The sequence below is a fragment of the Pseudomonas sp. GL-B-19 genome, assembly GCF_019956415.1.
In the GTDB taxonomy this organism is placed as follows: domain Bacteria; phylum Pseudomonadota; class Gammaproteobacteria; order Pseudomonadales; family Pseudomonadaceae; genus Aquipseudomonas.
In genome coordinates this window covers 1-12,721 of the sequence record NZ_JAHBDK010000059.1, presented here as the reverse complement: position 1 = coordinate 12,721, position 12,721 = coordinate 1, and the positions used below count along the sequence as shown (strand labels likewise).

General features: G+C 53.6%; 15 protein-coding genes and 1 pseudogene. 9 read left to right on the top strand and 7 right to left on the bottom strand.

What is annotated here, in order from left to right; genetic code table 11:
• Positions 1-5: 5 nt before the first annotated feature.
• The 5 genes from KGB06_RS22475 to KGB06_RS22455 all read right to left on the bottom strand — a co-directional run bounded on the left by KGB06_RS22475 (position 6) and on the right by KGB06_RS22455 (position 3,923).
• Positions 6-1,208 (bottom strand): tyrosine-type recombinase/integrase, encoded by a 1,203-nt coding sequence (locus KGB06_RS22475; RefSeq protein WP_223519675.1) that lies wholly within the window; start codon positions 1,206-1,208, stop codon positions 6-8.
• 301 nt (positions 1,209-1,509) lie between these two features.
• Positions 1,510-1,818, bottom strand: coding sequence for a hypothetical protein (locus KGB06_RS22470; protein ID WP_223519673.1), 309 nt, complete (start codon positions 1,816-1,818; stop codon positions 1,510-1,512).
• Positions 1,815-2,084 (bottom strand): hypothetical protein, encoded by a 270-nt coding sequence (locus KGB06_RS22465; protein WP_223519671.1) that lies wholly within the window; start codon positions 2,082-2,084, stop codon positions 1,815-1,817. Before KGB06_RS22465 ends, KGB06_RS22470 begins: the two co-directional genes overlap by 4 nt.
• 775 nt (positions 2,085-2,859) lie before the next feature.
• Entirely contained in the window at positions 2,860-3,111 is a 252-nt protein-coding gene (locus KGB06_RS22460; RefSeq protein WP_223519669.1) for a DUF1654 domain-containing protein, read from the bottom strand.
• A 158-nt stretch (positions 3,112-3,269) separates the two neighbouring features.
• Positions 3,270-3,923 (bottom strand): LexA family protein, encoded by a 654-nt coding sequence (locus KGB06_RS22455; protein ID WP_411741863.1) that lies wholly within the window; start codon positions 3,921-3,923, stop codon positions 3,270-3,272.
• 366 nt (positions 3,924-4,289) lie between these two features.
• Here KGB06_RS22455 and KGB06_RS22445 point away from each other — a divergent pair, with 366 nt between their 5' ends.
• The 6 genes from KGB06_RS22445 to KGB06_RS22420 are packed head-to-tail and all read left to right on the top strand — an operon-like array spanning position 4,290 to position 8,466.
• The gene (locus KGB06_RS22445; RefSeq protein WP_223519664.1) at positions 4,290-4,784 is read left to right on the top strand and encodes a YmfL family putative regulatory protein; all 495 of its coding nucleotides are present in this window, start codon (positions 4,290-4,292) and stop codon (positions 4,782-4,784) included.
• A 1-nt stretch (position 4,785) separates the two neighbouring features.
• Positions 4,786-5,640: a hypothetical protein gene (locus KGB06_RS22440; protein WP_223519662.1), complete on the top strand. Its 855-nt coding sequence runs from the start codon at positions 4,786-4,788 to the stop codon at positions 5,638-5,640.
• Positions 5,621-6,403, top strand: a complete 783-nt coding sequence (locus KGB06_RS22435) for an ATP-binding protein (RefSeq protein WP_223519660.1) — start codon at positions 5,621-5,623, stop codon at positions 6,401-6,403. The genes KGB06_RS22440 and KGB06_RS22435 overlap by 20 nt, the downstream gene beginning before the upstream one ends.
• A 31-nt stretch (positions 6,404-6,434) precedes the next feature.
• Positions 6,435-7,712, top strand: coding sequence for a tyrosine-type recombinase/integrase (locus KGB06_RS22430; protein WP_223519658.1), 1,278 nt, complete (start codon positions 6,435-6,437; stop codon positions 7,710-7,712).
• Positions 7,713-7,751: 39 nt separating this feature from the next.
• Positions 7,752-8,072 carry a hypothetical protein gene (locus KGB06_RS22425; RefSeq protein WP_223519656.1) on the top strand — a complete coding sequence of 107 codons (321 nt, stop codon included), beginning with the start codon at positions 7,752-7,754 and terminating at the stop codon, positions 8,070-8,072.
• Between the two features lie 4 nt (positions 8,073-8,076).
• Positions 8,077-8,466 (top strand): antiterminator Q family protein, encoded by a 390-nt coding sequence (locus tag KGB06_RS22420; RefSeq protein ID WP_218497427.1) that lies wholly within the window; start codon positions 8,077-8,079, stop codon positions 8,464-8,466.
• A gap of 125 nt (positions 8,467-8,591) precedes the next feature.
• Here the strand turns inward: KGB06_RS22420 and KGB06_RS22415 are convergent, their stop codons facing one another.
• Both KGB06_RS22415 and KGB06_RS30015 read right to left on the bottom strand, forming a co-directional pair.
• Positions 8,592-9,374 (bottom strand): hypothetical protein, encoded by a 783-nt coding sequence (locus KGB06_RS22415; protein ID WP_223519654.1) that lies wholly within the window; start codon positions 9,372-9,374, stop codon positions 8,592-8,594.
• A gap of 170 nt (positions 9,375-9,544) precedes the next feature.
• Positions 9,545-9,728: pseudogene (locus KGB06_RS30015) on the bottom strand (hypothetical protein).
• Between the two features lie 347 nt (positions 9,729-10,075).
• On the opposite strand from KGB06_RS30015, the gene KGB06_RS22405 reads away from it, so the two are divergent.
• The 3 genes from KGB06_RS22405 (at position 10,076) to KGB06_RS22395 (ending at position 12,503) form a co-directional block, all read left to right on the top strand.
• Positions 10,076-10,807, top strand: a complete 732-nt coding sequence (locus KGB06_RS22405) for a hypothetical protein (protein WP_223519652.1) — start codon at positions 10,076-10,078, stop codon at positions 10,805-10,807.
• 545 nt (positions 10,808-11,352) lie between these two features.
• Positions 11,353-11,676 (top strand): phage holin family protein, encoded by a 324-nt coding sequence (locus KGB06_RS22400; RefSeq protein ID WP_150755794.1) that lies wholly within the window; start codon positions 11,353-11,355, stop codon positions 11,674-11,676.
• Between the two features lie 86 nt (positions 11,677-11,762).
• Positions 11,763-12,503 (top strand): hypothetical protein, encoded by a 741-nt coding sequence (locus tag KGB06_RS22395; RefSeq protein WP_223519650.1) that lies wholly within the window; start codon positions 11,763-11,765, stop codon positions 12,501-12,503.
• Positions 12,504-12,721 lie beyond the last annotated feature (218 nt).

Here is a 12,721-nt window from a genome sequence, read left to right as displayed (position 1 = left end):
ACCTATCAATGGGTTGCGAGCCGCGCATTTGGCGGTTGGGCCAATTCTGGGGCATTTTTTAGCTTTTCCATCTCGCCCCAGTCTCCGCTAGAGTTCAACCAGCGCGCATAAGTCGAGAGCAGCATCTGGACGCTGTGTCCGAGCTGTTGGGCAATAAAGGCGGGATTCATGCCAGACATTATGCATATTGTCGCATAAGTATGACGGCAGTTGTACGGCGGCCGATAACGGACCGTCAGCTTCATCAACGCGGGCCCCCACTGCTTGTGCAGGTCTGAGGTCTGCCGGATGTGGTCGCTCATCTTTGAAGGCGGGAAAACGTAGGGGAAGTCCTTGACCGAACCGCTTCCGGCTTTCCGGCGTTTCGCATATTGCTCGGCGAACTGCAGGGCGTGCAGTGCGCGATCATTGAGCAGCACATGGCGGTTTTTCTTCGTCTTGGTGCGCTCCTTGATGACACCCTGAGCTATCGCCCGGCAGACATGCACCTGGCGTTTTTCCTTGTCGACCTCATCCCAGCGCAGCGCAATAATTTCCTGCGGGCGCATTCCGGTGAAAAAAGCGAACTCGAAAAATGCCGCATAGATCGTGCTCGGCCAGTGCTCGATGCTGTAAAGCTCTGCGATTATCTTGTTGGCCTCATCCAGACTGAATGGGTCTGGCTCATTTCTCTTGCGCTTCGGCGCGTCCAATAGCTCTGCGGGATTCTTCCCGATGAGTTCCTCCCGTACAGCGTCATCCAGAATAGTGCTAAGCCGAACCATGGCATTGCGCTTCACGCCTGGTGATGACCACTCGATTTCCCCAATGATTTTGCGAAGCGTCATCGTGCTGATCGCGCTCATGCGTGTCAGCGCAAGGTGAGGCATCCAGTACAAGTTCAGCGCGCTTTTGTAATTCAGGTGCGTGCCTTCCTCGATCTCTCTTGCGCTCAGCCATGCCTGGGCATACTCCCCGAATAACACTTCCGTGCCCCCAGACAGAACCGAACCGGGGAACAATTCAGCGTATTTTGCTTCGTCGAGCAAGCCATGCTTGATCAGGCTGATTACTTGATCTCTAAGACTGGTGGCAGCCTTGATGCCCGTCTTCGTTGTGGGCAGCGCGAGTGTTTCTGATCGACGCTTACCGTCCCAACTAAAACGGATTCGGATGGTATCGCCCCTGATTTCCAACCCGGCGGGCAAACCCAAAGGCTTTCGAGCCATTCGTCGTATCTCCTAATGCTATACGTAATGTTGTGGCCGAATTTGTTCCAAACCCCCTCAGGAATCTGGTTTCGGCTTCGTCGCGTTTGCAGGGCTTTGGTTGTGGTACCCAAACGCTCGGCCATTTGTTTTTCAGTTACTTTGTCGAGCTCGGGTACCTGGAAGACCTGCTGATTTGCGAGGGCGCTCATGACTTCACCTTGATGTCTACCTGTTCACAGCGCTGGCGCTTTAGATCGAGTTTGTTTTCTGTAGGCATGGAGCTTCCTATGCCGGGTCATGCCCGGGCGACTGAGGCGCTTCACGATGTGAACCTGAAGTTGTTCTCACGAGCGATGAGCCGGGCGCGTTTGGCTTCCATGTCGCACTCTTTCGCGGCTTGGGCAACAGGCGTGCCGGTTTCGGCCAGTTCCTTTAGTCTGGGCGCGATCTTGTCCCGCTCGGCGCGCAGCTTGTTGGTGTGGGCGGTACCGAATGTGCCGTCCTTTGTGCCGCTGACTCCCTGCGCTACTTCCTGCACGGTGCGGCCGGCCCCGAAGAACTTATCCATTTGCTGGTTCAAGTTCGCGATGACCGAGTCTCGCGGATTGGGCATTGGTACGCCGATCACTGCGCACCTCCGGGCAGACGGGCGGCCTGCGCTTCGAACTGCTTGGCCATGTCCACCGCCGCGGCGTACGTCCAGCGGAACGCCTTCGTTTTGCCGGTGACCAGATCGACGATGTGGTAGGCCTTGCGTACGGTCCGCACCTGGAAGCGCACAGACTTCCCGGGCATCACCAGGTTGACGAGGCGGGTGAACTCTCCACGTGCAGCGGCGGAGCGAATCATCAGCACGCCGAGAACGTCCCGGCGCTGTTGGATCATTGGATGCATGGTGCATTCCTCGGTGTAGGTAGCGGTTTTTCGTCAACACTCGGGCCGCCCGCTTGTTGCCGTTGGGCGCGGAAGGGAGTGCATGCGGGTGGTGTTGGTAAATTTGAAGTGGAAGCCGCTTACGGCGGCAAATCGGCTTGCTTATGGCTCACTGCAAGCAGGTGAAGTAAACCAGTGGTGAGACACTGGCCGCCGTTCCTTGCTGCCGATACCCGGCAAGGCTGGTCGAGAAATCATCTGGCCAGTGCTACAACACTGGCCTCACAGATCGGCTCTGTGGGTTGATACAGGGGGCCGCTTTCGCGGTGTGTGCTCATCCGCATCGGTGAACCCTGAAGCGATGGCTCGCGAACCATCCAACGATCGTTGTGCTTCAGGGCTCACCGATGCGGCCTGGTGCTGGGGAGTACCAAGTGCTCGGGCAGTTATCGTCAGGCTGACGTGCAGTGATGCAGTTCGTCCTATTTCCGCTGGCGTGGCGGGGCGCATTGCTTGCAGGGTCATTCACAAAGTTCTGGCGTTTCACCGTTGATCAGTCGACAAGGTTGTTCTTGTCGTGGGCAGGCTTTTGGGTCTGTCTGCTTGCCGGTCGCCGGTAGAGGCAATGCGGTCTGTTTTTTGTTGCGCTGATTGTTAAAGAGCGGCGCGGCTTTCGCTGCTGGGCCGGTTATGTGCTGGCATGGGCAAAATATAGGTGTGCACATAATAAGAGTCAATGGGTACGCCCATAAAATTTCTTGCAGGCGTAAAAAAGCCCGCAAATCGCGGGCTCCTTTTACAGGTCGACGTATTTCTGCCAGCCAATCCTCACGCTGTCATCTTCTAAGCGCTCGACAGTGATTCCATCTGTCTCATCGAGTTCTTGGATGACTCGTTCCCATGCCGCGGGAGATTCGTCATCGCGTCTGGCAATTTTGATTGTCTGTACCTTTTGCACGTTTGGATCGGACACCAGGCGTTGAATGCGGCGGCCGACTTGTTCGTATGTGTTAAGCGTTTGGGTGTTACCGGTAGCGCCATTATTCATTCCTGTCCTTCCTTTGTTTTTCTATATGGATGGACAGTATTTAGTTCATGAAAAGGCAGCAATCCGGAAAGAGCACGATTGTACTCTTTCGAGTTGAAGTCGAAAAAAAAGCCCGTTTAGCGGGCTTTTTCATCAGATGAATAGCAGTGAGCAGCGCACTAAAGCTTTCCGGTCATACGCACTGCTACTCCAATGATGCGGCAGTTTTCATCACACTCGACCATTTTGTAAGCCGGGTTCAGCGGCTTCAAATAACGTATGCCGCCATCTTCTACCAGCTTCTTGAATGTCGCCTCATTACTCGCAGGCAATTTGGCAATAACCAGCTTGCCAGGTTTCACATCTGCCTCGGTGTCTACCAGGATCATCATTCCTTCAGGAACGCTGACGCCGGCGGGGGCGGTCATTGAGTCGCCTTTCACCTCAAGCCAAAAGGCAGGTCCTTTGGAGTCGTAGTCAGAAACTTCATATCTGTCAGAAAAACCGTCCGGATATGGCTGCACCGCTTCCTCCCAAGACCCGGCTGAAACCCAGCTGATCACTGGATATCGATAAAGCAACTGAGGCTGAACCACATCTTTTACGTTGGACTGTTCGGTCGTTTCTGAAACCATCGGGCCAGACCCACTCTCAATCCATATAGCCGAAACTCCGCACGCCTTCGCAATGGAGGCGTTATAGGAGGAGCGCTGTGATCTCCCTCGTTCAAGGTCAGAAATAGACGCCTGATCGATGCCTACAAGCTTCGCTAGCTGGGCCTGGGTAAATCCGGCGTGCCGTCGAGCGGCCTTGATTCGTTCTTTATATTCCATCTTCCGATTATTACTGGCGAACCCATATCGTTGCAAAGTGGTATGCCCATGATTTACGATATGGGCATTCACATAATTAGAGGCAGTATGAAGACCATCTTTAAAGACCTCGTTGCCTTCTTCGGGACACAAGAGGCCACCGCAGAGAAGCTCAGGGTTGATCAAAGCACCGTTTCCGGTTGGGTTCGTGAAAAGCACGGGATGTCTCCGGTGGTTGCCAAACGAGCTGAAGCCTTAACCGGTGGTGTATTCAAAAAAGAAACTCTTTGTCCGTCATTTCCTTGGGCCGAGTTGAGTACCTAACAGACATCACAGCGATTAGCTGTAGCCATTTTTAGCGCAATGGCGCCGAGAGAAAACTAGAAAATGAAATCACCAGTACTAGAGACCCGTCGCGCAGTGGTGGTCGAGGTCGCAAAGAAATACCCAGGCGGCCAGGCATGCGCTTCAGCTCGCCTCAGTCTCGAACTGAAGCGTTTTAAGAATCAGGTTTATGAGAGCGGCGGTGTTGTTCCTCTTAGCGATGAAGAGGTTTACGTCCTCGAAAGCGAGCAGGGCACCACACGCCTGCCGGACTACATCTGCGCCATGTACGGCGGTGTCTTTGTGCGTCTTCCTGAGTCCGGTGAACTGGACAACATCGACCTGTACCAGCGCTCACTGAATGCCTCGGCCAAGCGCGGTGAACTGGATCGGTTCATGGCCGCTGCACTGGACGACGGTCGGATTGATGCTTCCGAAGCCAAGAAAATTCGCGCACTGCTCGCTGAGTTCATTGCAGCCAGCCATGAAGAGGTAGGCGCTGTCATCGAGCTGCACAAATCGAAATGCCAAACCCTACGGGCAAGCGGGAAGGGTTGATATGCAGTTCACCATCACAATCAACCAAGTGAAAGCGCTGGAGTGGGGGTTGAACTCCCAGCAGGCGCAGTTGTTTTCATTCGTCTACGAATGTCCTAGCTGGGCCAAACCGATCAAAACTGATAACGGGATTTTCTTTGTCTTGACCAAGGCAAAGATCATTGAGGAATTACCCCTGCTCACCGACAAACCTGATACTGCGTATCGGCTTCTCAAAGGTCTGGAAAGGGCGGGTCTGGTGGAGTTATCCAGCACTGCAAACGTCTCGTTGTTTCGTTTGACCGAGAAGGCCAAAGAGTGGAATCGCAAGCTCGACGGGTCGGAAAAATATCCGACCTCTGATGTGAGCCAAGGTCGGAAAAAAATCCGATCTACCTCGGAAAAATCTCCGAGCAAGGTCGGAAAAATTTCCGAACAGGGTCGGAAAAAAATCCGAGAAGGGTCGGAAAAATCTCCGACAAATCAGGGTACCAGTAATCAGGGTACCAATCAGGTAACCAGTAATCAGGAGAAGCAGGGCGCTGACGCGCCAGGCAAATCGCCAAAGTTTGATCCGTTGCTGGCTAAACCGGAAAACGTCAGCAACGAGGTTTGGGCCGACTGGTGCCAGCACCGCAAGGAAATCCACAAACCCCTCACCGCCAAAAGCTGCGAACAACAGGCCAAGGCCTTGGCGACACACCCAGCCCCCGATTCCGTGCTGATCCTTTCGATCAGCAACGGATGGACGGGGATCTTCCCCGACAAAGCAGTCAGCCCCGCACATCCACTTCCGGTCAGCCGCCACTCCGGCTTCGACACTCGCGATTACAAGGCTGGCACCAAGGAGAACGCCAATGGCACCTTCCGTCTCTAACCTCAGCGCTTCGATAGACCGCAAATTTCGCGTCATTGGCCGTCAGCCAGCGAGTTGCCTGGATCATGGCGCTTACTCGGCGGTAATCCTCAAAGGCGGCAGCCTGTCCGGCTGTCCGATCTGCTCGAGCAACAAACGTGACATGCAAGAACTTGAACGCAAGCGTTATCAGTTTCGGATTGTTCAACAGTCCAGCGCCCGGATTCCAAGGCGTTTCTCGGAAAAGACATTCGCCGATTTCGTCGTATCGAACCCGGCGCAACAGATTGCCCTGGATGCATGCACCGACTACGTCGAGAACTTTTCGAAACACCGCCGGGAAGGTCGCTGCATGTTGCTGCTGGGGAAGGTCGGCACCGGCAAGACCCACCTGGCCATTGCCTCGGCCAGTCACCTGATCAATGAATGCATGGTCAAGGCGATCTATCGCACGGTGGGCACGCTCATCAGCGAGATCCGGGCGACGTTCAATGATCGCTCAGGCGAGTCCGAGGCGCACATCTTGCGTGAGGTGATCGGCGCAGACTTGCTGGTGCTCGATGAAGTCGGCGCCACCAAGCAGAGCGAGTTCGAGCTGGCCACCCTGTTCAGCATCATCAACGGTCGTTATGAGCAATGCCGTCCGACGATCATCGTCAGCAACCTTTCTCCCTCCGAGTTGAACGACGCCATTGGTGCGCGCTGTGTCGACCGCATCCGCGAAAACGGCTGCATTGGCGTGGCATTCGAGTGGGAATCTCAACGCGGAAAGGAGGGCTTCTGATGATCGATCGGTTCAGCGAGGGTGATGAGCAATGACAGCTCCGTTGAAAACCCTGACTGTCAAACTGTCCGATGCCGTCATCAAACAGCATGCCAATGATCCGATTATTACCGAGCTGAAGGACCCGCGGCACCCGCTGCGCTTTCGTTATCGCCATGACCGCAGCAAAGGTAGCTGGCACCTAGTGCGGTTCGACAAGGGCGCCAAATGGAAAAAGGCTGCCAACTGGCCCGATGTGCCGACACGGGTCATGCTCGACAGCTTGCCTGTAGTTCAGGCCCGGTTATTGGCTGATCCGACGGCAGCAGCCACGGTGGATGGCTGGGAGCGGGTCGGGCAGGTACTGGAGTGGTACGCCGCTCGCCTGAACACCGATAACAGTTTGTCTAAAAGCCGCCGGGGATCGTCGTTGTCGGCGATCCGCTGCCAGTTGTTACCCGCATTGGGTGACTTACCCTTGTGCAAACTCAATGCCGATACGTTGGACCGACACTTGGTCTGGCACATGCAAGCCGAGTACAGCCTGTCCTACGTCAAATCGGTGTTGGACGTGCTGAAGGTGGTATTCGGCGCAGCCTTGACGCTGAAAAAAACCACCGTGAACCCCCTGCTCGGGGTGTCGTTCAGTCACTTCACCAAGGCCAAAATCAAGCCTAAGGGCGCGCGCTTGCGACACGTCGCCGTGGTGGATCTGCTGGCCGAATGGAGCGAAGCGTTCGCCACAGATCCGGCTGCTGTGGCACTGCTGGTGTTGATGCTGACCCACGCCACGCGGATCACCGAAACCCGTTTGGCCAAGTGGAAAAACATTCACCTGGACGCGGGGGAGTGGTTCATCCCGGCCGATGATACGAAGTCCAAGCGTGATCACCTGTTGCCGTTGACCGCGCAAGCCGTGGCCTTTCTGGAGCGCTATCGAGAGCGGCAACTAGCTCAAGGTTACGACGGGGCATACCTATTTCCGGCGACGTCACGTGCAGGTCTACCGATGTCACGCAGCCAGGCCTTCGGCATTTTTGCCAGGTTTGGGTCGGGCGAGTGGACCAGTCATGACCTACGCAAACTGGCGCCCTCCATCTGGGCCAATCTCGGTGTCGATTCGTTGGTGGGCAAGCTGCTTCTCAACCACGCCCTGTCCGAGTTGGAGCGCACGTACTTTCAGGCGATGGGGGAGGTGGTAAAGCGCAACGCCTTAGAACGGTGGCACGGCTGGCTCGACGCACAGGGTTTTGACGTATTGCAGGACAAGACAGGAGCAAGACGCGCGAGCAAGCCGGTTGCCCTGGACCCCTCGGGCTGGTTGGCCTGAAGCCGAAAACAGAAATTAATCTTACAAGAGGATTTAAACATGCAGAAAGGGCAGGGGCTTGGCATTAAGAGGGAGCGAATCGAGCTGGAGCCTTGCTCGATCTGCAAGGGCAAAGCGGTAGTAGAAGGTGTGTGTTATGAGCGGATTTGTATTGCTTGCAACGGCTCAGGTTGGGTTGTTCTGGGTAGTAGGTTGGTGCTTTCTTCCGACGAATTAGTTACCCAGCTGAGCTTCAAATTGCAGCAGGCGCAGCGCGAAATCGAAGTGCTCCAGCAGGGCTCGTCGATATCTGGCCCGGCCGCGTACTACCAACAGAACAACCGTCGCGGTGCCGGCGGAACGAATTACACAGGGGATTGAGAACATGATGATTCGAAAGCCGGCAGGCCGACCTTTGGGCGATACCGAATACCTGCTGGAGCAGTGGGGCTGGTGGCGGATGGATGGGGCTGGCGTCCCCATCTACATCTCCCCGACTTTGGCGCTAATGCGCCAGGCAATGCCGCAAGTGTCGGCGAGCAAAAGCTATTGCATTACTGATGAATGGGCTGGAGCTATTGATAGCGCAGTTGCGCGGCTCTCACACCGTGATCGACAAATGGGCGATATTATTTGGCTTTACTACGGTGCTAAATGGCCCATGGTTCGGGTTGGTAAGCACTACGGCATAAGTGAAGGGAAGGCGCGGGAATTGGCGAGAGCTGGCATCGCGTGGATCGATTGTGCTGTCGATGCAATGCGGCAAGCTGCTTAATCTATTAGCCGATTGCTGTCTGTCGCGAAAGGCAGCAATCGACCTTTGCAGACGCTCATAATGATTAAGCTAAGGGCCGGCTTTTGCCGGCCACAGCGAACGAATTTAGCGACTTGAGCGTTTTGTTATACCTCATCATGCAGTTTTGCATATAGAGAAACTGCTTTGTTGAGGCGCTTCATGTAAGGAACTGAACCAAAAATTACTTCCTTAGCTTCCTTGTACGAAGCAAGGGCTGTATGAAAGTCTTTCTTCTGCTCTGCCATTGATAAGGAAAAGAACATTGCGCCAGTGGAAGTTGCTCGGGGTGTTTCTGGTGGAATTTTTTCGCTCTTTGATTGCAGGTCGTCCATGACGACCTGGCGCATTTCACTCTGCATGCTGGTTTTTAATAGCTGAGTTATTGAATATATTTCTTGGTATATTAGCTCTCCAAAGTCTATTGCTTCTTGTGGTGTGGGTATATAGCCTTGATGGATTACTTTATTTCTTAGTTCTGGGATTTTTTTGCTAAGTGTGTAGCTGCTTCCAAAAGTTATGAGGTGAAGAAAAAGGAAGCCTCCAACTTGGCGCTCTGACTGCTTGGAAACTTGCTTAAATGTTTCTTCAAGGGCTTGCTTGGTAATTGAGTTCTTTTTGCAAAAGACATTGATGGCGAACTCAATGAATCTTTCATAGGCTGCCGAGAGGCTTGACGCTGCCTCGATCGTGTAGCCCTCAAGAAGTGCGTTTGCAGCTGACTCAAGTAGAATTTCGAATTTTTGGCTTTGCAGTAAGACTGCAGATTTATGCCCTCTGGAGCACTCTATATAAGCCACAGCTTCTTCGTAATAATCTGCAAATATCGGCTCAAATGACGGGTGTCCTAGCTCTTTTTGGCATTCCATGCATGGTGCGAAGATTTTCATTTGGCACTTTTCCTAGGGGTATAACGTTTGATTAAGGGGTCGGCTTGAGCCACTTTTTAGGCAGCGCAACGGGCTTGTGCCGGCAGCATAACGCAATAGCTCAGTAGTGGTTGTGTGGTGTGAAAGCGCGTGCTGGGGACTCGCTTAAAAAATGGGACGTTTGATGATGCCTAGGACTGGCGTAGTCGCATGATGGCATCTGTGACGGCTTTAGCACGTTTCAATGGCTACCGTTACGTTAGTGGCGACATTCCCTGCTCCATTCTCTGAAAGCCACTTGGTAACTTCTTCTATGGCGGCAGCTAGGGCATGCTGGTTGTGCAGGAGCAATGTCAGTGCGTCCGCCGTTGCGATCTTGCTTCTGGGCTATCTGACATGGCTATCGTCCTTGAGTGATGTTGCAGAGATACTAGTTCATCTCGCCGCTGGCTGGGGGTGGGGCTGGATTGGCGATTGCACAGACCTGCCCAATTGTTTGCATTCGACCTGACCAGTCATTTACACCGGATTTGACCAGCGCGCTTCCTAGTCATGATCGGCAGTAGACGGCCAAAAGCGGTCACCGAGTGTCTACAAATTCAGAGTAACTCAAGCTCCGGCCTAGACAGAGATATTGCGAGCTGGAAGTAACGGCATCCATAATTCTATCTGAGCAACTGTGCTATCATTTGGCCTACATTAATTTTTAAAAGATAATTATCATGTCACGAAAAAAACTAATTAAGAAAGAGCTAGCCGATCTTTACAACTCGGGCGTCGAGGCATGCAAAGAATTCCATGAAGGCAATAAAGATTCCTTCCAGTATAAATATCAATCTTGGTACACAAAGGCTCTTCGGGCCGTTCAACATTTAGCCTCAGATCGACTCATTGAGTTTCGCGGTTATTATGAGATTGATCCAAAGAGAAAAACCCTCGGGTACGGAACCTACGCTATTCAAGACTACTTCAAAGGCGTAGCCCCCAGCAAGTTCAACTACCCGGAATTCAACAGTGCAGCGCAGGTTGTTACGGCCTTCATTAATCAATTGACTATATTCAAGTCCATTATTGATCGTGCCGAGTCTTTGTTAGGGAATATTGAAGACGAGCTGTATGCAGAAATCCAAGATAGTGAAATCGTCGTAGCCAAACAGCTTATCAAAATTAGCCCCAGGGCAGCAGGCGCGCTAATGGGGGTGGTTATCGAGGGACACCTGCAAAAGGTAGCGCAAAACCATGAGATAAAAATCGCTAAGAAAAGCCCCACAATTTCAGACCTAAACGACCCCCTAAAAAATGCTGCAGTGATTGACACTCCAACTTGGAGAAAAATCACTTATCTTGCAGATATTCGTAATATTTGCTCTCACAAAAAAGATGAAGAGCCCACAAAAGAGCAAGTACAGGAGCTAATTGATGGCGCGGACTGGCTCATAAAAAATGTCTTCTAACTAGACGTTTAAGTCTGCTTCGTTTGCAAGGGCGGATTCCCCCGCCCCCTAACCAATCGCTAGGTGTATCGCAACCGATTTTTGGCACACATCTGATTGGCTGCTACTGGTCGACTCCTGCACATTGCATCAGGCAGCTAGAGGTCGTGCTCTGCCCGATGCGACGGTCAGCTTTTGGCCGATTGCCGCCTGTCGCGCAGGACTAACGTGCGTTGTTTTCTGTCCATCATGGTTAAAGCATGATGGGCAAATTCCATGCGTCTGATGGTTAGGTCGAATGCAAACGTGTGGTCAAGTTGGGTGCAATTTCGCATATGCTGCGGAAAAACCTTTTCCGCGCGGAATAGACCTGCTTTTATAGCAGCGTGTGTTGCTGTGAACGCAGCGAAACGCCTTTCAAGAGCCCGACCATTGAGTCGGGTTTTTTGTGCCCTTTTATAAGCCCTGCCATCGAGCGGGGCTTTTTCGTTTTCGGCCCTATGCCTGGCTCTTTGCTCCGAGCGGATGACAGTGACATGGAGGCCGGACCTATTCGAGGACTACAGATGAACACAGAGCATCAGGCTCTCGCCGATGTGCCCCTTTGGCTGTTGGTATTGTTGAGCATGGCCGGTTTGTCTGGGGAGATGTTGAGAGCCTCAGGTACTGACCTTGGTCTTCGGCAGATCCTCCAGCGTGTAGCGCTGCGTTTTCTTGCGTCTGGCCTGTTGGGTATGGCCACGCTGCTGCTCGCGATGGCGCTGTGGAGCAACTTTTATCTTGCCGCCGGCCTGGGCATCGTAATCGCGGTCATCGGTGCTGATGTAACCGGCGGTTTGTACACCCAGTTTCTGGCCAGGAAAGCTGGTATCAACTCCCGTAATTCATAGCGAGGCAAGGTAAAGCAGTGATGGCCTGCTATGACTCGCTCAACGAGCCGCCAGACAGCTACGGCTCGGCTATCGCGGAAAACTAAATGGTCAAAATCAAAATCACACCCGACTTGCTGCCCGTGTCCGAGGCGCTGCTAGAGCTGGAGAAAAAGCACATTCCGCATGTGCTTGCCCTGACCGCGACCCGCTTGGCCCAGCGGGTCAAGAAGGGCGAACTGGCCGTCATGGCGCAGCGTCTGGATCGGCCAACTCGGACTACGATGAACAGCCTGTTCGTCAAAATCGCCACCAAGAGCAAGCCGGCCGAAGTCTATTTCAAGGACTCTTGGACCTCGGGCATTCCCGCTGATACTTACCTTCAGCAGACTGTCAGGGGCGGACCTCGACCGCATAAACGCTTTGAAAAAGCCTTGATCGCACGCGGCTTTATGAAGTCCAGCCAGTTCGCGATCCCCAACCCCAACGTGCTCGACAAGCATGGCAACGTTGCCCGAGGGACGATGACCCGGATCTTGTCGGGCCTGGGTGCTGCTGAAACCTCGCGTGGCTATCAAGCCAATGCCTCGACCAGCAAGCGAAGTCAGCGCAAGGGCAATGCCAAGAGCTATTTCTCCGGCATTGTCGGGGGAACGGCCGGTGTGTGGGAGCGCAAAGAGACGGCGTTCGGTGATGCGATCAGGCCGATGTTTGTCTTCAGCCGAAGCGCGCCGATGTACCGCACGATCTTCCCGTTCTTCAAGATCGCGAACAACATCGTCAAGGCCAACTACAGCGCCGAGTTCCTCGGTGCATTTGCCGATGCGATGGCTACCGCCAAGCCGTGATAGTGGGTAAAAAAGGCCGCTTTCTGGTCAGGAATGCTTGACTTGTTTGCCCTTGCGCGAATTCAACGGGTCCTCCCGAGGGGGTGGGCCGTAGGGGGTAATTCGGGCCCCGCTGCTTCGCTATATATGACCCATTTTTGAATCGAGGTTGTTGTTTAGTCCATGGCCAATCCGACCATCTCCCGTGAGCCTCACTGGCTCAACAAGTCGCGCATGGC